Source organism: Acidianus brierleyi (assembly GCF_003201835.2).
GTDB classification, from domain to species: Archaea; Thermoproteota; Thermoprotei_A; order Sulfolobales; family Sulfolobaceae; genus Aramenus; species Aramenus brierleyi.
In genome coordinates this window covers 1918689-1944795 of record NZ_CP029289.2, presented here as the reverse complement: position 1 = coordinate 1944795, position 26107 = coordinate 1918689, and the positions used below count along the sequence as shown (strand labels likewise).

At 32.1% G+C, this 26107-nt stretch carries 27 protein-coding genes and 1 tRNA gene; 9 read left to right on the top strand and 19 right to left on the bottom strand.

Annotation, left to right across the window (positions count from 1 at the left end; all coding sequences use genetic code 11):
- Window position 1: 1 nt before the first annotated feature.
- The 3 genes from DFR85_RS26605 to DFR85_RS26595 are packed head-to-tail and all read right to left on the bottom strand — an operon-like array spanning window position 2 to window position 2386.
- The gene (locus tag DFR85_RS26605; protein WP_110270885.1) at window positions 2–421 is read right to left on the bottom strand and encodes a DUF61 family protein; all 420 of its coding nucleotides are present in this window, start codon (window positions 419–421) and stop codon (window positions 2–4) included.
- Window positions 422–424: 3 nt separating this feature from the next.
- Window positions 425–1126, bottom strand: a complete 702-nt coding sequence (locus DFR85_RS26600; RefSeq protein WP_110270884.1) for a fibrillarin-like rRNA/tRNA 2'-O-methyltransferase — start codon at window positions 1124–1126, stop codon at window positions 425–427.
- A gap of 6 nt (window positions 1127–1132) precedes the next feature.
- Window positions 1133–2386: a C/D box methylation guide ribonucleoprotein complex aNOP56 subunit gene (locus tag DFR85_RS26595; RefSeq protein WP_110271872.1), complete on the bottom strand. Its 1254-nt coding sequence runs from the start codon at window positions 2384–2386 to the stop codon at window positions 1133–1135.
- Window positions 2387–2453: 67 nt separating this feature from the next.
- On the opposite strand from DFR85_RS26595, the gene DFR85_RS26590 reads away from it, so the two are divergent.
- The 4 genes from DFR85_RS26590 (at window position 2454) to DFR85_RS26575 (ending at window position 6918) form a co-directional block, all read left to right on the top strand.
- A complete protein-coding gene (locus DFR85_RS26590) occupies window positions 2454–2624 on the top strand; it encodes a 30S ribosomal protein S30e (protein ID WP_110270883.1) in 171 nt (56 codons plus the stop codon).
- A gap of 33 nt (window positions 2625–2657) precedes the next feature.
- Window positions 2658–3983, top strand: coding sequence for a Glu-tRNA(Gln) amidotransferase subunit GatD (gene gatD / locus DFR85_RS26585; protein ID WP_110270882.1), 1326 nt, complete (start codon window positions 2658–2660; stop codon window positions 3981–3983).
- Window positions 3976–5868 carry a Glu-tRNA(Gln) amidotransferase subunit GatE gene (gatE, locus tag DFR85_RS26580; protein ID WP_110270881.1) on the top strand — a complete coding sequence of 631 codons (1893 nt, stop codon included), beginning with the start codon at window positions 3976–3978 and terminating at the stop codon, window positions 5866–5868. Before gatD ends, gatE begins: the two co-directional genes overlap by 8 nt.
- Window positions 5869–5934: 66 nt before the next feature.
- The gene (locus tag DFR85_RS26575) at window positions 5935–6918 is read left to right on the top strand and encodes a hypothetical protein (protein ID WP_110270880.1); all 984 of its coding nucleotides are present in this window, start codon (window positions 5935–5937) and stop codon (window positions 6916–6918) included.
- Here DFR85_RS26575 and DFR85_RS26570 read toward each other — a convergent pair.
- From DFR85_RS26570 to DFR85_RS26555, 4 genes are all read right to left on the bottom strand, one after another.
- Window positions 6911–7282: a transcriptional regulator gene (locus DFR85_RS26570; RefSeq protein WP_110270879.1), complete on the bottom strand. Its 372-nt coding sequence runs from the start codon at window positions 7280–7282 to the stop codon at window positions 6911–6913. The genes DFR85_RS26575 and DFR85_RS26570 overlap by 8 nt on opposite strands.
- A gap of 55 nt (window positions 7283–7337) precedes the next feature.
- Window positions 7338–9827, bottom strand: coding sequence for an adenosylcobalamin-dependent ribonucleoside-diphosphate reductase (locus DFR85_RS26565; RefSeq protein ID WP_110271871.1), 2490 nt, complete (start codon window positions 9825–9827; stop codon window positions 7338–7340).
- 184 nt (window positions 9828–10011) lie between these two features.
- Window positions 10012–10086, bottom strand: a tRNA-Arg gene (locus DFR85_RS26560).
- A gap of 2 nt (window positions 10087–10088) precedes the next feature.
- Window positions 10089–11951: an arginine--tRNA ligase gene (locus DFR85_RS26555; protein WP_110271870.1), complete on the bottom strand. Its 1863-nt coding sequence runs from the start codon at window positions 11949–11951 to the stop codon at window positions 10089–10091.
- Window positions 11952–12004: 53 nt separating this feature from the next.
- On the opposite strand from DFR85_RS26555, the gene DFR85_RS26550 reads away from it, so the two are divergent.
- Together DFR85_RS26550 and DFR85_RS26545 are read left to right on the top strand one after the other, a co-directional pair.
- Window positions 12005–12208: a hypothetical protein gene (locus tag DFR85_RS26550; protein ID WP_246252870.1), complete on the top strand. Its 204-nt coding sequence runs from the start codon at window positions 12005–12007 to the stop codon at window positions 12206–12208.
- Entirely contained in the window at window positions 12195–12572 is a 378-nt protein-coding gene (locus tag DFR85_RS26545; RefSeq protein WP_110270877.1) for a hypothetical protein, read from the top strand. The genes DFR85_RS26550 and DFR85_RS26545 overlap by 14 nt, the downstream gene beginning before the upstream one ends.
- Window positions 12573–12575: 3 nt before the next feature.
- Here DFR85_RS26545 and DFR85_RS26540 read toward each other — a convergent pair whose 3' ends face one another.
- Complete coding sequence (locus DFR85_RS26540) at window positions 12576–12878, bottom strand: hypothetical protein (RefSeq protein WP_110270876.1); 303 nt, start codon at window positions 12876–12878, stop codon at window positions 12576–12578.
- A 121-nt stretch (window positions 12879–12999) separates the two neighbouring features.
- Between DFR85_RS26540 and DFR85_RS26535 the strand changes: the two genes are divergently transcribed.
- Window positions 13000–13353, top strand: a complete 354-nt coding sequence (locus DFR85_RS26535; RefSeq protein ID WP_110270875.1) for a hypothetical protein — start codon at window positions 13000–13002, stop codon at window positions 13351–13353.
- Window positions 13354–13371: 18 nt separating this feature from the next.
- On the opposite strand, the gene thsA is transcribed toward DFR85_RS26535, so the two are convergent.
- Window positions 13372–15063: a thermosome subunit alpha gene (gene thsA, locus DFR85_RS26530; protein ID WP_110270874.1), complete on the bottom strand. Its 1692-nt coding sequence runs from the start codon at window positions 15061–15063 to the stop codon at window positions 13372–13374.
- Between the two features lie 101 nt (window positions 15064–15164).
- On the opposite strand from thsA, the gene DFR85_RS26525 reads away from it, so the two are divergent.
- Window positions 15165–15863 (top strand): hypothetical protein, encoded by a 699-nt coding sequence (locus DFR85_RS26525; RefSeq protein ID WP_110270873.1) that lies wholly within the window; start codon window positions 15165–15167, stop codon window positions 15861–15863.
- Here the strand turns inward: DFR85_RS26525 and DFR85_RS26520 are convergent.
- From DFR85_RS26520 to DFR85_RS26500, 5 genes are all read right to left on the bottom strand, one after another.
- Window positions 15814–16599, bottom strand: coding sequence for a hypothetical protein (locus DFR85_RS26520; RefSeq protein ID WP_110270872.1), 786 nt, complete (start codon window positions 16597–16599; stop codon window positions 15814–15816). The two genes, DFR85_RS26525 and DFR85_RS26520, sit on opposite strands and share 50 nt — an antisense overlap.
- A 10-nt stretch (window positions 16600–16609) precedes the next feature.
- Complete coding sequence (locus DFR85_RS26515; RefSeq protein ID WP_168367245.1) at window positions 16610–16936, bottom strand: hypothetical protein; 327 nt, start codon at window positions 16934–16936, stop codon at window positions 16610–16612.
- Window positions 16937–17328: 392 nt separating this feature from the next.
- Entirely contained in the window at window positions 17329–18048 is a 720-nt protein-coding gene (locus tag DFR85_RS26510; RefSeq protein ID WP_110270871.1) for a replication initiator protein WhiP, read from the bottom strand.
- A gap of 75 nt (window positions 18049–18123) precedes the next feature.
- A complete protein-coding gene (locus DFR85_RS26505) occupies window positions 18124–19179 on the bottom strand; it encodes an ATP-NAD kinase family protein (RefSeq protein WP_110270870.1) in 1056 nt (351 codons plus the stop codon).
- The gene (locus tag DFR85_RS26500; RefSeq protein WP_110270869.1) at window positions 19157–19780 is read right to left on the bottom strand and encodes a DUF4443 domain-containing protein; all 624 of its coding nucleotides are present in this window, start codon (window positions 19778–19780) and stop codon (window positions 19157–19159) included. The genes DFR85_RS26505 and DFR85_RS26500 overlap by 23 nt, the downstream gene beginning before the upstream one ends.
- Window positions 19781–19808: 28 nt before the next feature.
- Between DFR85_RS26500 and argF the strand changes: the two genes are divergently transcribed.
- Window positions 19809–20729 carry an ornithine carbamoyltransferase gene (gene argF, locus DFR85_RS26495; protein ID WP_110270868.1) on the top strand — a complete coding sequence of 307 codons (921 nt, stop codon included), beginning with the start codon at window positions 19809–19811 and terminating at the stop codon, window positions 20727–20729.
- Here argF and DFR85_RS26490 read toward each other — a convergent pair.
- Genes DFR85_RS26490 through thrC form a run of 5 tightly spaced genes read right to left on the bottom strand, consistent with a single transcriptional unit; the run spans window position 20722 to window position 26094 of the window.
- Entirely contained in the window at window positions 20722–21945 is a 1224-nt protein-coding gene (locus DFR85_RS26490) for an Nre family DNA repair protein (protein WP_168367198.1), read from the bottom strand. The genes argF and DFR85_RS26490 overlap by 8 nt on opposite strands.
- Window positions 21902–22558, bottom strand: coding sequence for a PHP-associated domain-containing protein (locus tag DFR85_RS26485; protein WP_110270867.1), 657 nt, complete (start codon window positions 22556–22558; stop codon window positions 21902–21904). Before DFR85_RS26485 ends, DFR85_RS26490 begins: the two co-directional genes overlap by 44 nt.
- Window positions 22555–23601, bottom strand: a complete 1047-nt coding sequence (gene asd / locus DFR85_RS26480) for an aspartate-semialdehyde dehydrogenase (protein ID WP_110270866.1) — start codon at window positions 23599–23601, stop codon at window positions 22555–22557. Before asd ends, DFR85_RS26485 begins: the two co-directional genes overlap by 4 nt.
- Window positions 23589–24923 carry an aspartate kinase gene (locus DFR85_RS26475; protein ID WP_110270865.1) on the bottom strand — a complete coding sequence of 445 codons (1335 nt, stop codon included), beginning with the start codon at window positions 24921–24923 and terminating at the stop codon, window positions 23589–23591. The genes asd and DFR85_RS26475 overlap by 13 nt, the downstream gene beginning before the upstream one ends.
- On the bottom strand, window positions 24910–26094 hold the full coding sequence (gene thrC / locus DFR85_RS26470) for a threonine synthase (protein WP_110270864.1): 1185 nt from the start codon (window positions 26092–26094) through the stop codon (window positions 24910–24912). The genes DFR85_RS26475 and thrC overlap by 14 nt, the downstream gene beginning before the upstream one ends.
- Between the last annotated feature and the right edge of the window lie 13 nt (window positions 26095–26107).

Genomic DNA, 26107 nt, shown 5'->3' with positions numbered 1-26107 from the left:
ATTACATTCCTTCCTCTATGTTATTATCACTAGTATTAAATATACTATATGACAAAGTTATAAATATTAATGACTTATAATCTTTCATTAATTTTTCTACATCAAGAGACGAAATGAATTTTCCAGTGTCCTTATTTAGAACAATAGATAAAGCTTTTTTATCCCATTCAGATCCGTTTATTGTATATTCTCCGGGAGTTTCCAATTTTAATATTATAAATGGGACCTTTATCAAAGCCCATAAGTATAATGGTATAATATTTGATAACTTTAGTATTTCGTTTTTATCCATTTCATGAATAAAACCATTTTTAAGCTTTATCTTATTTTTACCTTGTACTGCGTCATTTAAGGTTACAAACTCTGATGGTAAAGAAGATAGAATATCTTTAAACCCAAGATCGATTATTTTATCTAACATTATCTAGCCTTTGAATTTGGCTAATATCATAGCATGATCTTTATCATAAGGATCTAAGTTAATTATTTGCTCTACCTCGAAATTAGAATTCCTAAGCTTTTCTGCTTCTGTCTTGAAAATCTCTTCTGGTTCTTTGGTAACATCTATACTTCTAGCTTTTACTGCCAAAAGTAAATATCCGTTATCTTTTAAGAAGAATTTAGCATTATATATCGCTATATCAGTTTGATCAGGCTGCGCTATGTCTACATATAATACATCAGGATCTTCTATAAGTAACTTATAGCTTTGAGGAAATCTAGCATCAGCAAGAATTGGAAATAGATTTGATCTATGCTGCGCTACTAATATTAATTCTCTGACTACTCTTGCTGAAAATTCTACACCGTATACTTTACCCTCGTTTTCTACTATATCGGAAACATGACTGGGCGTTGTACCAGAAGCCGCACCCAAATAAAGAACTTTCGTGCCCTTTTTTACTGGATTATGTTTTAATCCTTTAAGAATAGCACCTGCCAATTTGCTTCTAAATGCGTTCCATTCTCTATATTCAATTCCTTCATATTTAACTAATCTTTCTCCATATACTGAAAAACCAGGTGCAAAGTTCTTGGTACACAGCCTTGTTGTCCCATCAACATAGATGCACTCAAATACGTTTTCCATTTTAGTTTCTTTAATAGTTTTTATAGATTCAGACATTTTTCATTACCTCCTATAGTTTTTACCCTTTTTACCTTTTCTCTCTCTCCTACCTCTACCTTTTTCATGATCTCTTCTTTCATGAGTCTCTTTTTGAGGAGCTTGCTTTCTAGGCGGAGGCTGCGCATATTTAACTTTTATTTCCTCTATTCTTTTATTTAATTGATCCACTAATTGATCTCCAATAAATCTCCCACTAAATGCATCGACTCTAGCAGCAATAGCTAATTTAGCTGCTAAAGCTCTAGCAATTTTACCCCTTTGCCATCTTGGTGAAGTATGAATTGCGGGAAATTGAAATATTATACCGTGCTTTGGTGGCCTACTTCCTGATCTTAGCGCTCTAAATAATGCTTTTTCTGCACCAAGAACTTGTATAGTGCTAGCTGGCATCTTAGATAATTCTTCCAAACTCCCTGCTATACTTAATAGTCTAGCTCCTAATGTAGCGCCTACTAGGGCAGTAACGTTTGGTGCAACTTCCTTCATAACTGACTCTACATATTCTGATAGATCGTTTCTTATTCTATATAGATTTAAAATTGTATCTGATAATTCTTTTATTGAATTTATATCATCTTCTGATATATCGGCTCCAATACTTTTCTTAGCAGCTTCTGCAAGTTTATTAGCTCTAGCGTCATTAAATCCTATATCCTTAAGCGATTCTAGCGTTATATTGTCCCTATATCCTAATTCACTTACTATCCTTGAATATTGAGCATGATCTTCTATCATTTTATCTAATTCTGGGAAATGAAGACTATACCATTCCCTTAATCTTTCCGAAAATAAGTTAATTGACTTATCAATATCGTCTATAGCTCTTATTGCTTGTATTGCTAATAAATCTCTTTTTTGAGCAGCTTTTCTTAGTTTTCTTCTAGTATACTCAAATGCTACTTGATAAAGAAATGAGTAGAGATCATTCTCATTTGAGGCATATTTTGACTCAAGTGCGTATTTTGCTAACGATTGTCTAAACTCCTTAGCTCCTAAATGATGTATTGTAGCGCTAATTTTTATTCCTAGATTTTGTAGTTTAGAAACTTCTGTCTCGTTTTCTATTATAGCCTCATTAGGTTTAACTTTTTGTAATAATTCTATAGTAGATGGTAAAGGATCGCCTTTTTCCTCGTTAGAAATAAGCATTTCAACAACTTTACCTAACTCTCTTGGATTAAGAACGTAATCTATAAGCTTTCCGTCTTCATCAAATGCAAATGAACCAATAACATGTTCTACCAAATATATTCTCATTATTGCCCAGAACACTTAAAGCTCTAAGTTTAAATTTCTTGTTTTCACATTATAACATGATAAATAAATGCCGTCTCATGGTTCACTGACTAAAGCTGGGAAAGTTAGAAGCCAAACTCCAAAGGTTCAGCCAAAAGAAAAATCTAAAGAACCACCTAAATTAAGAAATAGAATGGAATTTGAGAAAAGAATTGTGAAATCTTCAAAAACTCCACAACAAAGAGGCAAAGGTTCATAAGGTTTTTAGATAAGTTAATGTATTTTTTCTTAAATGTCACTTGAAGGTTATAGAGGAAAAGCTCTGGATATATTATCTAAGTTAAATGTTAATATTGGCGATATAATAGAAATTTCTAGAGATTCTTTTAAAATAAAAGGTATTCTAATGCCATCGTATTCTAGGGATGATAGTATAATTGTCATAAAAATGGAAAATGGATATAATGTTGGAATATCTGTTGATAATTCAAAAATATCTGTTTTAGAGAAAAGAATCCAAAAACCACTTAACGTTATGCCAGAAAAGGAAGAAAAAAGCGAAGTTAAAATAATTAGCACAGGAGGAACTATAGCAAGTAAAATAGAATACGAAACTGGCGCAGTTAGGCCAGCTCTATCTACTGAAGAAATAATACAATTTATGCCAGAAATTAACGAAATAGCCAAAATTTCAGCAGAAATATTATTTAGTATATTAAGCGAGAACATGTCACCGGATAAATGGATTAAAATAGCTGAAGCTATAAAATCTGCCTTTGATAAAGGAAATTTAGGAGTTGTTATAGCTCATGGAACTGATACTTTAGCGTATACTGCTGCAGCTTTATCTTTTTCCCTTAAAAAATTGCAAGGGCCGGTAGTCTTAGTAGGATCACAAAGAAGTAGCGATAGACCAAGTAGCGATTCCCCCATAAATTTATACTCTTCAGTTTTGCTTGCTAAAAAAGCTCCGTTTGGTGAAGTAGTAATTAACATGCATGGAGAAAGCTCTGATTTATATACACTAGCTCATAGGGGCGTTAAAGTTAGGAAAATGCATACAAGTAGAAGAGACGCATTTCAAAGTATAAATGACAAACCGTTAGCTAAGGTTTTGTGGCTTGAAAAGGAAATCAAAATACTTAGACCAGATTATCATACAAAAGACGAAGAGACTACCGTAGATTCTAAGTTTGATAATAGAGTATTTTTACTAAAATATTATCCTGGCTTTGATCCTTCTTTCATAGATTATTTGGTAGATACAAAAAAAATTAGAGGGATAATAATAGAAGGTACTGGATTAGGCCATACATCTACAGAGCTCCTTGATTCATTTAAAAAAGCTGCAAAAGACGGCATATTCTTAGGAATGACCTCACAGTGTATTTTTGGTAGAGTAAATATGAACGTTTATACTACTGGTAGATTACTTCAACAAGTCGGTGTAGTACCATTAGAGGATATGTTACCAGAGGTAGCGTTAGTTAAGCTAATGTGGGTTTTAGCCCATGAAAACGATATAGAAAAAATAAAGAACTTAATGCTAACTAATCTTGTAGGGGAAATTAACAGTAGACATTCATTAGATTTCTTTCCAAGGTGGTATCATGAGTGAGCTTAATTATAAAGAATTAGGTTTAAAGGTTGGCTTAGAAATTCATCAACAACTTAATACTAAAAGCAAACTATTCTGTAACTGTCCAACTTTGCTAACTGATGAGTATAAATTTACTATAGAAAGATTCTTAAGGCCTGTAATGAGCGAAGTAGGAGAAGTCGATGTTGCAGCATTATTTGAGTGGGAGAAAGGTAAAAAATACATCTATAGAATTCCAGAAAAAAGCACTTGTCTAGTAGAATATGATGAAGAACCTCCTCATAATCTTAATGAGGAAGCATTAAAAATTGGAATAGCAATGACATTAGCGTTTGGAGGAAATATAGTTGATGAGATTTACGTTATGAGAAAAGAAGTAATAGATGGGTCTAATACATCTGGGTTTCAGAGAACTTCAATAGTGGGTCTAGGAGGCAATCTAAATGATGAAGAAGGCGAGATTGGAATTCAGACAATAGCTATAGAAGAAGATGCTGCAAGAAAAATAGAAGATAAAGGAAAAGAAATTATATACAATCTAGATAGATTGGGTATACCACTAATAGAAATTTCAACTGCGCCCGATATACATTCGCCAGAACAAGCTAAACGAGTAGCTTTTAAGATAGGACAAATGCTTCGATTAACTGGAAAAGTAAAGAGAGGATTAGGAACAATAAGACAAGATCTTAATGTCTCTATTACCGGTGGTGTCAAAATAGAGATAAAAGGTGTACAAGAACTCGATCTTATTCCTATGATAATAAAATATGAAGTATTAAGACAATACAATCTTCTAAAAATAAAAGAGGAGATAGAGAAAAAAATTACGAAAGAGGAGATAGAGAAAAACTTTATCATAAAAGATCTCACAGATCTATTTAAAAACACTAAAAGTAAAGTTATTCTTTCAGCAATTAAATCAAACGGAAAAGTGTACGGAATAAAAGTAGCAGGATTTAGAGGAATATTCGGAAAAGAACTAGTGCCTAAAAGACGTTTTGGAACAGAAGTATCTGATTACGTAAAAGCATTAGCAGGACTGGGTGGAATATTTCATTCAGACGAGCTACCAAATTATGGAATAACTGAAGAAGAGATAAGCAAAGTGAAAGAAAATCTAAATACATCTACTAACGATGCTTTTGTACTAATAGTAGGACCTAAAGATAAACTAGACCTGGCTACCAATGTAATAAAAGAAAGAATACTTTACGCATTTGATGGTATACCAAAAGAAACTAGAGGAGCCAACGAAGATGGCACTACAAAGTTTTTAAGGCCTCAGCCAGGCTCTGCAAGAATGTATCCAGAAACAGACGTAATGCCAACTAGAGTATCTAAACAGTTAATAGAAGAGGCTAAACAATTAATTCCACCTACTCCGGAGGATAAGATAAAGAGTTTGCTTAGTACTGGTATAAGCGAAGAATTAGCTAAACAATTAATAAATAACCCAAGAATAGATTTATTTGAAGATCTTGTTAAAAAGTATTCTCCTAAAGTACCACCAATGATTATTGCTACCACTATAGAAAATACTGTAAAATATGTTAAAACTCAGGGAGGAAATCCAGATTTAATTACTGATGATATAATTGATGAGGTAATAAACGAAATATATAAGGGAAATATAAATAAGGATTCTATACCAGAAATTTTAACTGAATATTCTAGAGGAAATGGCAAAATAGAAGATATAATAAATAAATATTCTATGATTTCTGATAGTGAACTAGAGAAAATAGTTAGAGAGACAATAGAGGAAAATAAGGAAGAGATTTATAAGAGAAAAGAAAAAGCTTTCAGTTTAGTTATGGGTAGGGTAATGGCAAAAGTAAGAGGAAAAGCTGAAGGAAAGAAAGTAGCTGAATTAATTAAGAGGGAATTACAAATCATCTAATGGTGAAGAATTACCCCCGATCCTGAAAGGTGAAGAAAAGGCATTTGTCTGAAGGTGTTATGATTTTTGATTGATTTTAATAAATTCTCAACTTATCCTTTCGAGGTTTATAATAAGGTAATAATAACGGATGAAGATTTATCTATTGAACAATTACCACAGCTACTTAATCTTTCTAAACCTAAAGAAATTGAATGGAAATATAACGCAAAAATTATAGGCCCTGACGAAAGCTATATAGAGACTATTGGAGAAGGAAATAAAGTTCTAGTAAGAACACCATTAATATTAAAGTCTATACCATGGAATTATAACAGATTAGATATTTATTCCATTAAAAAAATGATATTCGATTTAATACCATGTAATGAAGGTAATGGATATATAAATCCTTCACCATGGGAAAGAGATCAATTAAAGCCTGGAGAAATAACTGACCATTACATAGCTAAAGAGAATTTGAAAAATGAAATAAAAATTAATACTGGTTTTTATAATCCTTCATTTATATTTCTTAATCCTTTTTTTATTCAATTATCTTCTAAACCTGTTAATAGTTCTTCATTTATATGTATAGAACTAGATAAGACATTATGCATCATATCATCAAGACCGATTAAGTTGGATTTTGATAAAGGCAAAGTAATTGCTGAAGGTATGGATTTATTAGTGGAGTATGGTAGAAATTGGAAGGAAATTAAACCTCATCGAATAAGTTGGAATTTATCTAATCCAGTTATAGATATTGATTGTAAACCTAAGTATAATATTAGCTTATATAGAATTGAACCTAGTTCCATAATACCGTTATTTATAAATTATAATAACGGTGAGCTAATTTTAGAGCTCATTAATATGTCAGATATTCCAGTAATCTCTACGTTATACCTTGCTGCAAGAATTTTAGAAGCTGAAATTTTAGATGAAAATGAGAAGATTATGACGGAGTTTGATAGAGTAAAAATTCCTTTTAGAAAATGGGGAATTCATATAATAAGGCTAAAAATAAGAAAACTGATAGAACAATATCTTAAGAGAAAAATTATCTAACAATCGTAGTAGTTTCATACATACACGCAGGTATATCAAACCCTTTCTTCTTTAGAGCTCTTTTACCTTCTGAACATAATATACAATAGTAAGAAGATAGATTATCGGCATTATTTGCAGCTAACTTATCTACAAGATCATTTATAAGCGACATTACTCTCTCATCACTTTCAATCAAATCCCGTATAGCAACTCCTCTCTTTTTAGTCATATAATTGGCAACAGCTGCAGGCGTTATTCCCATAAGATTTGACGCTCTATATATTGGCATTCCTTTCTCCTTTACTAACTTAACCGCTATTATAGATCTTATAGCAGGCAGTAATTCTTTAACTGAAAATTCACATGGTAAGCTAATAGACATAATCTTTACCATATTAACACTCTGCACATAAGTATAAAAAAATTTTTATTTTATGTTACAATTCACAAGTTTTACATCCGCCTGCATAATTTTCGCTAACTTCAACATATTTCTTCTCTAACCTCATTCCAGATGGGATAAGTTGTTGTCTTTTCTCTTTCTCTTCTCTCTCTTTCTTTATTCCAAAGTATATTACTTGCTGCGATTTCGATTTATCCCTATAGATTGTTATTCCTTTTATTCCTAACTTCCACGCTATCATATATACTTTCTCTACAGTTTCTGGTGGTTCTTCTGTCCTAAGATTTATTGTTTTTGAAGTTCCAGAATCATTCCATTGTTGCCACGCTGCCTGATGCAAGACATGAAATTCCGGAGATACCTCATGAGCTGTCCTAAATAATTTCCTTATCGTAGAAGGCATAAATGGATTTTCGGCTACCGTCCCAGTTTCTGCTACCTTTTTAACAACTTCTGAGTTATCTAATTCATATCTTCTTAAGTAATCCAAAAACAATGGATCTATCTCCATAAATTTACCTACAGCTACGTTTCTGATAAACGCTAAAGCAAAGAGCGGCTCTATAGAAGATGATGTACCCGCAATTATAGAAATTGTGCCTGTAGGTGCTATAGAAACTACTGTAGAATTTCTTAATCCAAAAGTTATTCTGTCCTTTTTAAGTGCAGAAAAATCAAGTGAGTCTACAATCTTAGTAAGTTCTTTTATCCTCGTTGAAGGAGTCTCATTAATTCCAGTAACTGAAAGAAGATAGTCAAACGGCCTAGAAGAATCCCATATTTCTCTATATCTTGTAGGATCATATGCTGGGAATGATCCTTTTTCCCTTGCAAGTTCTATAGATGCCTTAAATGCATGATAATAAATAAACTTAGATAACTGATATGAAAAGTACACTGCATCGACACTATCATAAGGGATTCCAAGTTTTATTAGCATTCTAGCTAACCCCATAACACCTAAACCAACTTTCCTTGTTCTCTTAGTGCCATCTTCTACCTGTTTTAAAGGATACCTATTAGCATCTATTACGTTGTCCAGCAATCTAACAGCATATTTTATAGTATCTGCTAAACCATCCCAATCAACATAGACTTTTTCTTCTCCTTTTACAAATTTCTCAAGATTAATAGAACCTAGATTGCAGGATTCCCAAGATAAAAGAGGTTCTTCTCCACATGGGTTAGTAGCTTGAATTTTACCTAGATACCATACTGGGTGCCTTCGATTTATTTCGTCAATAAAAAGAAGTCCTGGATCTCCTCCGTCCCATGCACCTTTTACTATTTCGTCAAAAATAGTTCTAGCGTTAATCCACCTAATTATAGCGCCTTCTTTTTCGGCAATATATAGCGCTTCATCCACTGTAACAATCTTACTCTCATCTAGATAGACTGAACCTTTTTCTTCTAATTCACTTAATATCTCTTCTTGTACCCATTCTTCGTTCATGTAATTTCTTGCTTTTACTATATAATAATCATGGTCAGTACCAGGTATCTTAGTTTTCCTAGGAGTAATAAGAGGTACTTCTTCACCTTTTTCTACTTTATCCATAAAATAATCATATACGCCTACAGAAATATTGAAATTCTGTAATTGCACATCTTTAAGCTGACCAGTTTTAGCATGGATAAAATCCTCTATATCAGAATGCCATACATGCATTACACCCATATTAGCGCCTCGTCTCTTACCACCTTGTTTTACAACATCTGTAGAAACGTCAAATATTTTCATAAAAGATACGGGACCGGAAGCTACGCCTGCTGTTGAAGCTACTATGTCTCCTTTAGGCCTGAGTTCAGAGAAATCAAATCCAGTACCTCCACCCTGCTGATGAACTAGAGCCATAGCCCTTAATGTATCATATATTCCGTCTCCCTGAGAAGTAGTCATAGAGTCTTTTACAGGAAGTACAAAACACGCTGAAAGAATACCTAACCTTGTACCACTATTCATAAGAGTTGGCGTATTAGGCAAGAATTTCAATTCACTCATTTTTTCATAAAACTTTTCTTCAATATGATGAATCTCTTCTTCACTTTTCCCATATATTTTTTCTACATTTGAAAGGAACTTAGCTACTCTTCTAAACATCATTTGAGGTGTCTCTATATAACGTAACGTGTTAGGATCCTTTAATAAATAACGAGCTTCCAACACTTTTAGAGCATTATATGAAAGAAGAAGATCCTTTTGATCAAAGTCTTTCCACTTTCCTTTACCATAAACATGATTATATATTCTAGATAAAACAAATCTCTTAGCTAAATCCAAGAGTTCTGGATATTCAAGAGAATTCTCAATAAGATTCCTTTCAACTATATCAGCTAATGTCCTAGAGTCTATAATATTATCTTTAGCAATCTGCATTACATCGTTAGTTATTCCCTCCATGACCTTATCTGGAATAAAGCCCAGCTTGGATAAAATCTTCTCAAGTTTAAACTCTTCCTTGTTACCATCCCGCTTTATCACTGAGATCTTATTAAGAGAGAGAATGCTAGCACTAGCTTGCATTTGAACCATTATAATTATTCAGTCTTTTGGCTTTAAACTATATCTAATGTAGATGATAGTATTACCTTAAGATAGCATATAGCGGTATTTTTTAATTAATATGGGATTCTAGATATAAATTTTCAAAATAGTAGTGCATTAGTGAAAAGTGTTTCTAACTCAATATATAGATAAACTAACATAACGGACCCGCCGGGATTCGAACCCGGGACCACAGGCTCCGGAGGCCTGGACTCTATCCTGGCTGAGCTACGGGTCCATTTACATTCTTGATAAAGGCGTTATCCCCAAAATTTCTAACCCGTTTCTTAAAACTCCCTCTACTCCTTTCACTAGATAAATTCTAGTAGTTCTTTTATTCTCATCAGTTTCTTGTAGAACTCTTTCCTTATCATACCATGAATTAAATAAGTCAGAAAATTGTCTTAGATAAATAGCCAAAATTTCAGGTTTCATATCGTCTGCGGCTTTTCCAAAAATTTCCGGAAACTTAGATATCATAATCAGTATTTTCCTTTTGTCTCCAGAAAGTTCATTCAAATCAGCTTTACTTAAATCTAATTTCTCGTTAACTTTTGAAAGGATATTATATGCTCTAGCATATGTATACTGAAGATATGGCCCACTGTTTTCTTCAAGATTAGTTATTTTAGAAATATTAAATGATATAGGCTTATTTGCAGAAACTGAAACTATCGCGTATCTTATGGCTGAATTAACAATCTCATTCAAGTTTTCTACGTTTCCCTTCTTTTCTTTTATTTTAGTTTCCACTACTTCTTTTACTTTATCGTAAATATCATCTAACGATATATATTTACCTAATCTACCACTCATTCTCATACCTTGTAAATTAACCATTCCGTACGAATAGTGTAACAAGTTTCTAGCATATTCAGGATATCCTAAGATATATAATGAAGCCCTTAGCTGTATCTGTGGCATATACTGTTGTTCTGCTATAACATTAATTACAATATCTGCCTTAAAGTCAGAAAATTTCCTAAAAGTATATGCTACATCCCGTAATGTATATAATGTTGTCCCGTCAGATCTCATTAAAACTAAAGGCGGAAGCTCAAGATCTTTAGGAATATTTAATTCTTCTCTAGTTTTATCGTCTATAAAATTTTGAAGGTCTAAAGCCCATGTGCCCTTGTAGTTTATTTTTGCAGGCGAGTCGAGAGCAATATTGAGTATTTGTTTAACCTCGCCCGACCATAAAATATCACTTTCATAATCAAATACATCGAATGAGATGTGAAGTCTATCTAAACTTTCCAAAAACCCATCTATAGCATAGCTTACATATTTCCTTACTATAACCTTAGTGTTTGCGTCTCCAGTCTCATATTTCTTTATAATCTCAAGAATTTCCTTTTCTGGATCAATATCTTTCATAATATTTTCAGTTAAAATATCAAAATATTCTTGATTTCTCTCTCTCAATTCATTAGCTGTAGCTACAAGTTCGTCCCTCTTGGAAATTTTTTCTTTATACTCATTTTCTCCAGAATTTTTTAACTCGTCAGTAATTTTCTTTATTTCGATTATTACATTTGTCATAGCATATATTAAACCTAACCATTCGTCTTTTTTAATATTTGAAGGAGGCTCAGGATAGTTCAATTTAGAAAGACCATAGATTAAAATAGCAACTTGCCTTCCGCTATCGTTAACATAGAATCTAGAATTTACATCATGTCCTCTGGCTCTTAATAATCTTACTAAAGTATCTCCTAGTATTGAATTTCTTAAATGACCTATGTGCAATGGGTGTATTGGATTAGCACTTGTATGTTCTACTACAATTTTTTTAGGATTTTCAGATTTTTCAATACCGTATTTTTCGTCAAAATTAGAAAATATTGTAGTAAATATTTTTGATTCATCAAGAAATATATTAATAAACACTCCAGATCTTTCAATATTTTTAATATAATATCCTTTTCCAGTTACATTCACATTAAAATTCTTAGTAACTGAAGGTAAAGGTAAAGCTAAGTCTCCTAAATCTCCTTTAGGTGGATATTCAATATTATTTAAAATTATGTCCTCGTTTATTCCAATAGCCTTTGATATTATCTGTGAGGCCTCTTTTTTAGCTTCCCTTATGATATTCACACAACTAATATGGAATTTAGCTTTTAATGCTTTGCTAACTAAAGTCATTAATTATGAAAATAGCAGAAGTTTTAGTTGTGGAAGATTTTAGCGGTAAGAAGATAAATGAGGAAAAAGTGAAAGAAGCCATAATGGAAATGAAGAAAAATAATGTAGAAAACGTTATTGTAAGCACAATACATATACCTAAGTGGGATACGGAAGATAATGATATATTGGGCATTCATGTAATAGTGAGAGAAGTTGCAGAAACGTGATATATGCCCATATTACAAAAATGGATATTGTATGTCACCTATGTTAGAAAGTCCTACGGATACCATTGTTAGCCCATCTAGATGTTTTAAGACATTTAAAGGTTGCAGATATTTCGTTGACAAAAACGAAGAAAAAGAAGGATTGGAAGTATTTAACGAGAAAATAGATCAGGAAATTAAATTTTATCCTGAAGTTAACATATTGAGCGAAAAAATAGATAGCAGTTGTGAGTATTTCCAATTAATGAAAATAGAATCTGGCTTCATAGCTTATTGTAAAATTCTTGGCAGAATAATAACATCTGCCAATGCCAATTTATGTAGCAAATATTGGCAAAAATGTCCAATAAGAGAGTCGAAATAAACTTTATTCTGTGCCTAGTTTGGCATACTTTCCGTCTTCAAGAAGAGTCACTTGCCCCTTTTCAGATAGGCTAGCTAATGCTCTTCTTATCTTATCTTCACTAGCTATGCCAGAAAGTTTACTATGTAATTCTTTTAGATTCATAGGTTTTTCTGTTAACAGGTCAAGTAGAATTTGTTTTAATTCTTCTTCGTTTGGCGCAGTCATTACTACAACGTCCTTATCAGAGTAAACAACTTTTAGTTTATTTTCAACTTCTTCTGTTTCTTCACTATCAGCCCTCTTTTTCCTTTTCCTCACACTCATACTTAACACTATGATAATTATATCACAATTTGCTTTTAAGTATTCATTAAGAGTTTCAAACTTAATTAAGTAGAATCCTTTTATACACGATACCGAATAAAACTTCTATAGGCGAAATAGTTTGGAACAACCCGACTTCTTAAGGCATGTGGCAAGTAAGGTGCTTACGCCAAATAATTTAGATCTGAAAAGATTAGATGATGTAAGAAGACTGCTTGCATATGCAGAGTCTAAATATAAGTTCTCCTCTTATGGAGGAGATCCTAAAAAGATTACAGACTATTTATTAAGTCCAGACTTTACAGAATTAGAGTTAGTAATAGGTGTAGAATTAGCTAAAAAATTGCTCCAAGAAATAATAAATAGTTATAATGATGAAAATATAAAGAAAGCTGCAGAAAAAGTTTTACAAGAAATTGATGGATATAAAGATATGGAAGATTCAGACGCAGTCGTAATGTATAAGAAATACTAAAAAGTTAAAAATTAAATTTTAGCTTAAACCCTCCATTGATGGAGCTCCTCCACCTTCTGCTCCTTCTCCACCAGCGCCTGCTCCTGCTCCTTTTCCACTAGACTTTAATTGTGACGCTGCTATTAAATCATCAATTTTCATTATAGACGTTGCTGCTTCAGTTGCGCTCTTTAAGACTTGTCTTGTTACTCTTATTGGCTCGACTACATTTATGCTATAAATATCATCAATTATCTTACCATTAATCACGTCTACTCCACAATTTGTCAAACCTTTGGCATGCCTAGCTCTTAGATCCATTAATGCAGATATCGGCTCAAGTCCTGCAGTCTCGGCTAATATCATTGGAATTTCCTCTAGAGCATCTGCGTATGCTTCTATAGCTAATTGCTCTTTTCCACCTACACTTCTAGCATATTCCCTTAATCTAGCAGAAAGTTCTAATTCTATTGCTCCACCGCCTGGTACAATATATGGCTCCATTAATATATTTCTTAAAGAGTATAGTGCGTCATTAATACTTCTCTCTGCTTCGTCTAACGCCATATCATTTGAACCTCTTAGCAATATATTTACGGCTTTAGGATTCTTTGCTCCTTCAATAAATACCATTTTATCATTACCTACTTTTCTTTCTTCTACTAACTCTGCATAACCTAAATCTTCTGGTGTAGCGTCCTTTATACTACTTATTATTCTAGCTCCTAATGCTTTTTCTAATTTCTCTATATCACTTCTCTTAACTCTTCTTACTGCTAAAATTCCTCTTTTTGCCAAGAAGTGTTGAGCTATATCATCTATTCCTTTTTGGCATATAACTACGTTAGCTCCTATTGAAGCTAGTTTGTCTACCATGTCTTTCAAATACTTAGCTTCCTCATCAAGGAATGCCTTTATTTGATCTGGACTAGTTATGCTTATTTTTGCAGATATTTCAGGCTTCTCTACTTCTAATGAGGCATCTAAAACTGCTATCTTAGCTTTCTCTACTCTTCTTGGCATTCCAGCATGTACTACTTCCTTGTCTAGTACTATTCCGCGTATAAGTTGACTATCTTCTATTGTTCCTCCTTTCTTTTTATCAATCTTTATAAGATCCAACGATACGTTATATCCTCCATCTGGCAAAGGCTCTGCAACAGTAGTTACAGCATCTATTACTATATCCATTATCTTGTTTAACTCCTCACCTTCTGCCATAAATTTACTTGACATTGTAGTATATACTATCTTCTTTAATGCGTCCCTGGCAGTAGCGCTGTTCAAATCGCTTACATCAACTTTAGTAGCTAATTGAGGTAACAATTCTAAAGACTTATTAAAAGCCTTCTTGAAACCTTCAATGATTATAGTTGGATGAATATTTTGGTCAACAAGACTTTCTGCTTTTTCTAAAAATAGGCCTGCCAAGACTACTGCACTAGTTGTTCCATCTCCAACTTCGGAATCTTGAGCTTTAGCAGCTTCTACTAACAATTTAGCCGCAGGATGCTGTATTTCCATTTCTTTTACTATAGTAGCTCCATCATTTGTTATAGTTACATCTCCAAAACTATCTATCAACATTTTATCTAATCCTTTAGGTCCTAAACTAGATCTAAGCATTTCGGCTAACGTTCTTGCTGCAAGTATATTGTTTTTAAGTGCATCCCTTCCGCTATTTCTTGAAGTACCTTCTTTAAACAGTAAGACTGGAACTCCTGATGACATTTTTACGCACCTTTTCTGCAGACCATTAGTATCGCTTATATATAAATTTTTCTATCATTATTAGGAAGTTATTTTAATCAGTATTATATATTTTGATTGAAGTGCTCTGCGTAAAGTGTAATAGAAATCCTGCAGAAGTAAGTGTTAGTGGAAAACTATTATGTAAACAATGCGCAAGAAATGAGATAATAAAAAGAATAAGAAGAGAGCTTTCAGAAACAAGATTCTTAAATAGAGAAGATAAAGTTATCCTAATATACCCTGACTTTTATGAGAATGTAGCTAATCTAATAAAAAATATTATTTTAAAGATATGTAAAGATTGCAAATTAGATTTTGAAGAAACTAAAGTAGAATTTAAAAGTATGGAAATAAACTATGATTTATGGAGATTTTTCACAAATATAATGAAATTAGATGCTAATAAAATAATTCTTCCTTTTACTGCCGATTTCTTTTTATCTTATATGATTTATTCAATTTCTACTTCTAATTATGGTTTTTTAAGTTATTATGGTTTAACTAGTATTTTTAATCAGAAGATATTCTTTATTCCGTTATATAATACACCGTTAAAAGAGCTGAAGGGATTCAATGAAATAACTGGGGAGTTAAATACTAATGATCCATTACTAAATGAAATATTGAAATGGTCTAGTATGGAATTTAGCGATAATGAAATATTTCACACATTTGAGAATTCATTAATAGTTTTTAAGAATAATAGATGTAAAATATGCGGAGCATATATTAAGTCTGCTGAGTACTGTGAATACTGCTTAAGGTCTTTTTCTCATTAGAATTCAATATAATTTCAAAAAACAAATATCCAGGCTCAGGCTTTAGTTTAGAAGGCGCTATAGGGCCTTCCGCAGTATAGTAAAAATAACCAGCAGAAAGTATCTCTTTAAAGCTTTCAGGATCAATATTCGAGAGATCTTTCAATATATTTATAACATCTATTTGAGATTTAACTTCTTTCATGCTCATGACATATCCGCATACTTTACAGCTAAAATCTGGCATAATAGAATTAAATCCGCATTTACTACATTTTATGGGAGATCGTATGCCATATAAATCCCAGTTATATCTTAGAATATCCATTAAGTCGCTTCTATTTCTTTTTAATACTTCATGATATAAAGGCTGAATTAAGGAAATTATTGCTTTTTTAGTATTATATACTAAAAATTCTAACTGAGAATCATTCATTGTAGATATTTCTTTAATTTTAGCCAATTTAATAGCTAGAAATTCCATTAATCCATCTCTATTAGCTAAAAGCCTATTTAAAATAGTAGAAAGCTTAGGTTTGCTTTTAACTTGGCCTACGGCAGCTGTGAATGGCTCTTTTATTAATTCTTTATATTCGTCTCTGTCTAAACCTAAATAAGAAATATTTAGACTGACTATTGCTTCATCTAAATATTCATCTAATAACTTTTCCGGGTCTATAAATTTCTCCTTAGATGAGGATTTCTTCTTAGATTTCTCTGACTTGGCCTTATCTTCATTCTTTTTCTTTTTTGGCAATATATTTCACTTACGTAGTCTGAGCTAAATCTAAGAAATCTAACGGTAAAATTTTCTTTTTCGATGTAAGATCTTGGTATTTATTATCTAGAAATCCCATAAAAACTGGACAATTCTCATATCTTCCTTCTCTTGTACATTTATTTGCTAAGTCTAAAAAACATTTAGAAGTTTTTTTATCATAGTAAGGACATACCTTATAGTATGTCTTAGCACTTTTTATCATTTTATCTATCCATATTTTTTTATGATCCTTTTTCTCAGCTTCTTTTTCGGCCTTAGCCAGTGCTTGGTCTATTTCATCTTCTGACATTTTTACAGATTTATTAGAAGACAACATTTCACCTAATACCCTTTTAGTGAAATGAGTTATATAGATTACTACTACTCTTTTTTGTTAACCAAAAATATTGGCTAAATACTGTTTGTATAATTTAAGATTTTTAGACTATTAGTAAATTAGCTATCAAACAAAAAATAGAGAAGTAGTTTACTCATAAAACGGTAAGTAAAGCTTGAAAATCAGACTTTAATTAAAAGGACTAGACGAGCCTATACTTACATAACCTATATTAGCCAAAACATTATCATAACGTATACAATATTTTGACTTAATATTATTCATCAGTCTAATCAATAGTTAATAATACTTCTTGTACATAAAACTTAGAATAGGTTAATAGAACGTAGAATATCCTTAAGATTTTTTAAGAATTATATTTTAACTTTTCAGCAGTTTTCTATCCTTCGTTTAAACGATTGTGAAAAACCTATTCTAAAACCTAATCTAGGATCATTATATAGATATATTATTCGTTTTGTCTGTAGATTTCTTAGAACCTTAAAGAGCCAAGTAGAATCTGCTTTATATTCTTCTTGTAACTGATCTATATAAATATAAGTAGATTGCCATTGTTTATATCTGTTTACTAGGAATATTAATATATCTCTTTCATCAGCGTCTAATTTTTCTAGAATTTCTGATATACAAACCGTTATATCTCTATCTTGTCGTTTATTGATTTTATTACTGGTTTTAGAGTCAATAAACGACAAAACTTCCTTACCGTTTTTTGTGTCTTTTTGTGAATTGTTGTTGTTTATTGACTGATTAACTGGTTCTAGTACTTGTTTAGCTATTACTAGCATTTCTCTAAATCTAGAGTTAGAATATGAATCTACTATTGATTTCGCTAAATTCTCTCCATCTGGAGATAAATACCATCTTCCTCCTTCTTGATAGACTAAGCCTTTTCTTTTCCAATAACTTAGATAGCTGCTTATGTATTTTGTCTCATAACCTAAATTCGACGCTATTTCAGAAGTTCTTAATGGCCTAGCATGAAGGAGGACAATAACTGCTTCGACTAGCTTAGATCTAGGAGAACCTTTAAGATACTGTTTTGTTATCTCTTCAGCAATTTCATTAATATCGTCGTCTCCTTTCATTGCCTATATAATTCGTAAAAATAGCTTTTAATATGTACCCAAATGAGAATGAGTGTTAGCAAAATAATATTTAGATTATGTATTACTGCATGTTCTTATCGCCATAAACTCGTTATAACCTACTACTACTTTATAAACACCTTGTAGCATATTGTCTACTTCAAGATCTCCAGTATCAATTCTGAGACATTCTATTTTTCTTAATTTTTCAATTGATGACACTACTATTATATTATTTTTACCTATCTTTCTTAGAATTGATGGGCCTATTTCCTGATTTCCCCTTCCTATTAAGAATCCTTGACCTCCTATAGGTGTCAAAATTAGTTTTAACTCCCCGGTTATTTTCAATAAATCAAAATAAGATACGTTAGATAGTAACAACTTTTTTCCTAAAAATACATCCGTAGAAAGAAAATTGGGTGAATAACCTAGCTTTTCTTCAATATCTTTTACAGTCTTACCTGGACCTAGAATATAATATGTATCATTATTCATGTTTTCAATAATATATTCTGAGATATCGTCAGTAGAATAATTATATTCTTCCTTTCCAGGAGTGAGTAGATTTCCTGAACTTACACTATTTACAACATAATATAATTTTACATAAAAAATTCCTTTCCGATATTCTTCTTCATCAATATCTAGAACCTCCGCTTTTACTATTTTAGCTCTGCCATCATTAAAATCTGTTAGTATTTTTGCAGCAGCTTCTGGTGTAGAGGCAAAAACTCCACTATGCATTTTTACTCCCGCTGGAACTCCTAGGATAGGTATCTGCTTGTTTAGGCTTCCAGCTATATCTCTTGCTGTACCATCTCCACCTACAAAGACTATAATATCTACTCCTAGTTCTTGCATAATTTTCACGCTAGCTATTGTATCTTCTCTTGTAGACCGTTCCTTACCACAATTAATTACAAATGGCCTAATTAATGAGTTAGTGAAATATATTTCTCCCATCTTAAACCGGGGAGTAAAATAAGTAATCGTAGAAGGTAAATTATTGATAAATCTTTTAACTCTTATAGGTATTTCAGGATTCTCTATGTATATATTATCACTTCCTTTCTTGCCTAATCTACCACCGCTTCCGGCATAAGGGTTAACTAGAAATCCCACTTTCATATTTAATTAAAAGTAGTGCAACTTTGTATGCAATATAGTTATCTTCTGGAATAATGAAAACTATCAAATCGTTTTTATTACAAAAAGTACAGTTATTTTTTATCTCATTAAGTAAATCTCCTATAGAAAGCTCATCTGTTTTTGGTGGCAGCTCTATTCCTTTATCTGTCAATATAGCTATTAATACAGAATCTGCTCCTGTCTTAATTATTGAATCTCTTAATGGTATAACACCTATTTTATCCAAAATATTTCTACCATTTTTCAGAATTATTTCAATAGATTTCCATTTTATACTATTTAAATTTACATGTGAAATAAATATCTTATTATTCCATTCATCTACTAAATTTTTACCTTCTTCAGTAAGTTCAGCGCCTCCTACTTTATCTACCTTGATTATTCCTATCTCTCTCAATCTTTTAAGTAATGTTTTTATAGGGGCTTCTGAGAGATTCAGCTTTTTCATTAAACTAAGTCTTCCTATAGGCTGTTCTTTATTTATGGTTTCTAATGCTAAGATTACGTGCGGTTCCTCGTACTTTGGCTTATTACCTTGCTTAGGCTTTACTGCTTCTTCTATAACTTTCATGAGATCCATATTTTAATCCCTGCGTTTAACTAAAAATATGTTAAAAGGTAAAAATCTCTTATGCCTTCTTGATCTCAAGAAAGAAGAGATAGAAAAAATAATGGAAGTCTCATTCTTAATGAAAGACAATGTATATTCGAATTCAATTCCCAAAAGTTTAGAAGGAAAGAGAATATCATTAATATTTGAAAAACCGAGTACTAGAACTAGGGTAAGTTCAGAAACTGCTATTTCTCTTTTGGGAGGAGTTCCGATTGTAATGAATAAAAATGATATCCAATGGAGTAGAGGAGAGCCCGTAGAGGATACTGCTAGAGTTCTTGGAAGAATGGTTAATGGTATTGGAGCTAGGGTTTTAAATCATGAGACATTAATTAAACTTTCAAATTTTTCTGGATTACCTACATTTAACTTGTTAAGTGATCTTTCTCATCCTTTGCAAGCATTAGCAGATTATATGACAATAAAGGAAAAATTTGGTGAATATAAAACTATAGCATTTGTAGGAGACGGAAGTGACAATGTTCTTGTAAGCTTAATGGCTTTTGCAGCTAAATTAGGTTTAGAAATAAGAGTAGGTACTCCAAAATTATTAAGACCTAGAGAAGATATATGGAAGAGAATAGAGGAAGAGGCAGAAAATTCTGGAGCTATAATTGAATTTTATGATGATCCTTACGAAGCTGTTAGAGGTAGCTTCGCTGTTTATACTGATGTATGGGTAAGTATGGGCCAAGAAGAGATTGCTTCGAAAAAAAGAGAGATGCTAAAGGACTATAAGGTTACCGAAGATTTAATGAAATATACTGCAAAGGGCGGAATTTTTATGCATTGCCTTCCCGCGGTTAGAGGAGAAGAAGTAGAAGGTTCTGTAATAGACGGAAATAAAAGTGCTGTTTGGGATCAGGCTGAAAATAGATTATATACTGCTATGTCAGTGTTTTCACTATTTATCTAAAGAACGAGTCTATAGTTTTTTGCTTAATTAGGTCATGAATACTTTTAACCTTAAATAAGTCTATTTTTCCATTTAGTCTATTTTGGATAAACTGAATTGCACTTTCTATATTTTCAAATTTACCTATTTTATTATCCATTGCGTTTTTAACAGTTTCTCTTATGTGCCAATTTCCTAGTGGAGCAAAATATTCTGATGTAATTTCCCTTATTATTACGATACCTGCAGATTTTCTTACTTTCTCTAGGTACTCTAAGATAGAAGTCCTAGCTGCTATATAACCACCATCAAGAAAATCATACTCTCCCCAGTAGTTTTCTTTCAATTCTGAAATAATTAGCTCGTTAGACCATAGTGTTAATGGATGCCATATTTCTATCCATATTATATTATAATTTGATGGATAAAGTATTATATGGAAATAGTTTCCTAGATATTTTTGATAAAATACTTGAATTTCACTTATACTTTGATACGTTTTTATCTTATTTAGTATATCTCTCCCTATAGTTGTATCTACTGCAGTTATTGCCCATCTAGTTGGTACTAATTTCCTATTTTTCTTTTTTCCAATTAGCCCTAGTGACATAGCGTTAATTATATTATATATATCTTCTCCAGATGTGTATAATTCCCTTATGGCGTCTTGAGCTTTAACGTCATCAAATATTATTTTATCCATAACTTTGGAGATTTTTGGATTATCTACAATTTTGAAATCTTTTATATTTGCAGAAGGTCCTCTTGGCATTATGTATCCATTAAATCTTAATTTAGCTTCTATTTTTCCTTCTAATTTACTTTCAGCACCTACTGGAGAGTACGAAACTGCAGTTAATGGTAATTCTTTCTCATATAACTTCCAAACGTCGTCAGCTTTAGTTTTGAGTAAATTAGAAACTAAAGATGATCTATAATCTATAATTTCATATATAGATTTTCTACCCCACCAACCTCTAGGATTTTCATACTCCTTTGCTTCTTCTCCATAAACTTGTGGGGGGACGTTAAAAGAAATAGTAACTTTTGGATAATTCTTTTCTCCAACTACAACACTAGGTGGAGTAGCACCTTCTATACTCTCCTTCTCTAGATCTATCTTCAAGGAAGTATTTACAATTGCTCTGAATCTCTCTAATATAGGGCATGTTCTAAGCCCACAAAGTAATTTACTACCCTTGCATTTGATACATAGTTCTGCAGGTATTCTTCTCAAACAACTTCCTCTGAATATGCCATTCTATAATCTTTAATTTAGCAGTTTTGGTCAATCCCACTTTAATAGGTTTAAATTTTTTACCAATAAGAAGATCAAATATATCGTCAATTTTTAACTCATTAATATCGAATTCGTTATAAGCAGAACCTATTGCTTCTTTTACATGGCCATCACTATTGGATAGTCCGGGTAAATTGAGTTTTTTAGATACTTCTTCTGCTTTATTGTTAGCATTTTTTGGTGCCTTAGAATTGAAAATCTCTATAGCATCAAATTTATAATCAAACAAGTGATTTCCTATTCCTTTTCTGAAAATATCAAAAGGGTGAGATGGAAAGACTATACATGAATTTTCCTTACTATAATCTATAAGCTCATGTATATCTTTTGGAGGATGTGGAATAAAATTACAAATTATTACAACATGCCCGTATTGTGTTGTAACCTCCTGTCCTGGGATTACTTTACCAAGGACATGTTTTATCCCATTACTATTATCATGATCTGTTATTGCTAAAAATATACCTCTTTTTTCAGCATACTTAACTAAATTTTCTGGTGTCTCTTTTCCATCACTATAGCACGTGTGAGTATGGAAATCTATTTTCAAATGTATCCTAGCTCCTTCATTACTTCTACTGTAAGGATTGTTATGCCTGCAGCTCCTCTTATCAAATTATCTCCTAACACTATCATTCTTAAAATTCCGTCTGAGTATTTTATTCTTCCCACATAGGTTTCCATTCCATTTCCGCTCTTTAGATCTATCTCTGGTTGTGGTCTATCTTCTTGATCCATTACCACTATAGGAGATTTTGGTGCAGTAGGCAAGTTTTTCTCTTGTGGTAATGATTTAAAATACTTAAGAGACTTCTTTATTTCATCTACTTTGTTCTCGTCTGTCATTATATTTATAATTCCCATATGCCCAACCTTTGTTGGGACACGAATAGATGTTACGTTGGCATCTAAGTTTGCCTCTATTAATTTGTCAGTATTTATGATTCCTAACATTTTATTGATTTCTTTAGGTATTTTTTCTTCTTCTCCCTTTATATATGGAATTATATTATTTTCTATTGACATAAAGGAAAGTCCATTATATCCTGCACCGCTTACTGCTTGTAATGTTGTTATTAGTATTTTATTCATTTTTACATCTCTCAATAGTGGCTTCAGAGGTAACGATAATATAGACGCAGTACAATTTGGATTTTTAATTAATAATCCTTTCCAATTTCTTTTGCTTTTTTGTGATTTTAGTAACTCTAAATGTTCCCAATTAATTTCTGGATTTATTAATGGAACTTCTGGATCCATTCTATATGGACTAGCATTGGAAACCACTATTTTGCCTTCTCTGACTAACTTAAGTTCTATATCTTCAGCTAGTTCGTTTGGTAGTGCAGAAAGAACTACGTCAACGTCTTTATGATCCTCCGGCAATGTAGAAACTAACTTTAATTCTCTTACATTATCTGGAATTTCCCCTCCTTCTACCCATTTTACAGCTTCAGAATATTTTTTACCTATTTTTGACGGTGATGCGCTAATCTTAGTTAATTCAATATATGGATGCTTTGAAAGTAACTTTACCATTTTTTGCCCTACCATTCCTGTAGATCCAAGTAGAGAAACTCTTAGTTTGTCCATTTGAGAACTACCTCGTGTAAATCTTTGGCTAACTTATCTCCTTCTTCTTTCTTTACTATAAATGTAGCGCTTACATTATTTAGACCTCTAGATATAGATAAAATCTCATAATTTGAGATTTCTTTCATTACTTCTTTAAATATTTCTTTGTATTTAAGTCCGCATCCTACTACGTTTACTGCTTCTACGTCTTCAGTAGTTACGCTTTCTATTTCTGGTAATGTCATAAGTCTTTCTGATAATTTTTCTGAATCTTGTGAGTTAACTATTAGCTGTATAGTAGTTTCAGACGCAGGCTGAGAAATTGAAATTATATTTACGCCTGAGTTTTTAGCCTCATTCATTACTCTTGCTGCAGAACCTATTTTTCCTACAATATCAGTACTTTCGGCTGTTACTAGTTTTAAATTGTCTAAAACCGCTATTCCTTTAATTCCCTTATCGTTGTCACAATCACCTCTAACTATAGTATATCCAGGATCGTAGAGTCCTTCAATTATAACATTTACGTTACTATTTAGTAATGGTTCAAATGTTCTTGGATGTAACCTTTTGGCTCCCATTTGCGAAAGTTCAATGGCTTCTTCAAGTGATAATCTTTTTATTGTAGTAGCATTAGGAAAATTTCTAGGATCTGCTGTCATTATACCTGGAACTTCCGTAATAAGACGTACCTCCTTAATATCAAGAAGTTTTCCCAGAATAGTCGCAGTATAGTCACTACCTCCTCGGCCTAGTGTTGTATATTTGTTTGTCTGAGTCTTTCCAATAAATCCTGGAACAATTATTACTTTAGATTTTTTTTCTAAAATTTTGGAGCTTTCTTGAAGCGACAGTTTCTCTATTACTTTAGCATCTCCAAAATTCTCATCCGTTATTATAGGAGGTTCTGGATACGCCTCAGAATTTATTCTTGATGAATTCAGTACAGCGTTTAAAACTAGGGTCGACATTCTTTCTCCGAATGATAATATATAATCTTTAACTCTAGGTGTAACTTCGTCTAAAACTCTTATAGACCATGCAATTTTGAACAACTCATCAGCCAATTTTGAAATTTCTCTAAAAGCAAATTCAAAGGAAGGACCTTCTGCTATTTTTGATAATAACTTGATATGCTTATCATAAACGTCACTAACTATCTCTACAGCTTTTTCTCTATTTTCTGTAGCGTAGAGCAACTGATTTGTAACGCCTTTTAGCGCTGAAGTAACTATAATTGCTTTATCAGTGTTTTCCAAATATTTCTCTATTTTTTGTATAATTAAATTAAAATCTTTCTCGTCTTTTTGTATTGATCCACCAATCTTAATTATTAACATTTATTTCACCTAAAACATTTTTTTCTATTTCTTCTGGATTTAGTGACATAATTTTTGTATTTATTCTTAGCATTGAATCAGGATCTTTTAGTGCATGTCCAGTGAGTATTAATACAGTTTTTTCTTTCTCGTTAATTATACCTTCATGTAAAGCTTTTTTGTATCCAGCTAATGCTGCTGCTGATGCAGGCTCTGCACCTATTCCTTCTTTTCTTGCTAATTCTTTTTGAGCTTCTATAATCTCATTATCGCTTACACATAATGCTGTACCATTAGAGTTATGTATAGCCTTCATTGCTTTAATCCAGTTTACTGGTTTACCTATTCTTATAGCAGTTGCAATAGTTTCAGGGTTATTAGTAAATACTGGTAATTCCGAACCTTTAGCTATTGCTTTAGCAATAGGTGAAGCTCCTTCAGCTTGAATTCCTATCATCCTAGGTATTTTATTTATACTTCCATTTTCCATTAGTTCTTTAAATCCTTTCCATATTGCGTATATATTTCCTGCATTTCCAACAGGAACTATTATTGAATCGGGAACTCCTATTTCCTCAGCGATCTCGTAAGCTATAGTTTTTTGCCCTTCTAATCTCCAAGGATTAAAAGAATTTAATGGATATACTATTCCTAGATCTTTATACATTTTTAGTACTGAATTCATTGCTACATCAAAACTTCCATTTACTTCAATTATATTAGCTCCATAAAGTATTGATTGGGCTAATTTGCCTAACGCGACTTTACCCTTAGGTAAAACTAAAAAGATCTTCAGTCCACTTCGTGCAGCATATGCCGCAGCCGATGCCGCCGTGTTTCCAGTAGATGCTGCTACAACTACTTTATAATTCGTATTTAAAGCAGAACTTACAGCTACTGTCATTCCTCTATCTTTGAAACTACCAGTTGGGTTAGCTCCCTCGAATTTATAGTATATCTCTTTACCTTCTTCTTTTGTTTTTATAAGTGGTGTTCCTCCTTCATTCATACTTACGATTTTAGTATAGTTTCCAGGTATGGCGTCTTTATATCTCCAGACTCCTCTACCCTTAAGATTATTGAACGTGAAATTTTTTAATTCAATTATTATCTCTAGTATTCCACCACATTTTGGACATGTTATATTATGCTGATCTAATGAAGTTTCGTATCCACAATTAAGGCATTTCATGAATCCGTCTAGT

Bases quoted from the DNA above. Each gene is read 5' to 3' on its own strand.
- DFR85_RS26605 (WP_110270885.1), bottom strand. From the start codon at position 421: ATGTTAGATAAAATAATCGATCTTGGGTTTAAAGATATTCTATCTTCT.
- DFR85_RS26600 (WP_110270884.1), bottom strand. From the start codon at position 1,126: ATGTCTGAATCTATAAAAACTATTAAAGAAACTAAAATGGAAAACGTA.
- DFR85_RS26595 (WP_110271872.1), bottom strand. From the start codon at position 2,386: ATGAGAATATATTTGGTAGAACATGTTATTGGTTCATTTGCATTTGAT.
- DFR85_RS26590 (WP_110270883.1), top strand. From the start codon at position 2,454: ATGCCGTCTCATGGTTCACTGACTAAAGCTGGGAAAGTTAGAAGCCAA.
- gatD (WP_110270882.1), top strand. From the start codon at position 2,658: ATGTCACTTGAAGGTTATAGAGGAAAAGCTCTGGATATATTATCTAAG.
- gatE (WP_110270881.1), top strand. From the start codon at position 3,976: ATGAGTGAGCTTAATTATAAAGAATTAGGTTTAAAGGTTGGCTTAGAA.
- DFR85_RS26570 (WP_110270879.1), bottom strand. From the start codon at position 7,282: ATGTCTATTAGCTTACCATGTGAATTTTCAGTTAAAGAATTACTGCCT.
- DFR85_RS26565 (WP_110271871.1), bottom strand. From the start codon at position 9,827: ATGCAAGCTAGTGCTAGCATTCTCTCTCTTAATAAGATCTCAGTGATA.
- DFR85_RS26550 (WP_246252870.1), top strand. From the start codon at position 12,005: ATGAAAATAGCAGAAGTTTTAGTTGTGGAAGATTTTAGCGGTAAGAAG.
- DFR85_RS26540 (WP_110270876.1), bottom strand. From the start codon at position 12,878: ATGAGTGTGAGGAAAAGGAAAAAGAGGGCTGATAGTGAAGAAACAGAA.
- thsA (WP_110270874.1), bottom strand. From the start codon at position 15,063: ATGTCATCAGGAGTTCCAGTCTTACTGTTTAAAGAAGGTACTTCAAGA.
- DFR85_RS26510 (WP_110270871.1), bottom strand. From the start codon at position 18,048: ATGAAAGGAGACGACGATATTAATGAAATTGCTGAAGAGATAACAAAA.
- DFR85_RS26505 (WP_110270870.1), bottom strand. From the start codon at position 19,179: ATGAAAGTGGGATTTCTAGTTAACCCTTATGCCGGAAGCGGTGGTAGA.
- DFR85_RS26500 (WP_110270869.1), bottom strand. From the start codon at position 19,780: ATGGATCTCATGAAAGTTATAGAAGAAGCAGTAAAGCCTAAGCAAGGT.
- argF (WP_110270868.1), top strand. From the start codon at position 19,809: ATGTTAAAAGGTAAAAATCTCTTATGCCTTCTTGATCTCAAGAAAGAA.
- asd (WP_110270866.1), bottom strand. From the start codon at position 23,601: ATGGACAAACTAAGAGTTTCTCTACTTGGATCTACAGGAATGGTAGGG.
- DFR85_RS26475 (WP_110270865.1), bottom strand. From the start codon at position 24,923: ATGTTAATAATTAAGATTGGTGGATCAATACAAAAAGACGAGAAAGAT.
- thrC (WP_110270864.1), bottom strand. From the start codon at position 26,094: ATGAAATGCCTTAATTGTGGATACGAAACTTCATTAGATCAGCATAAT.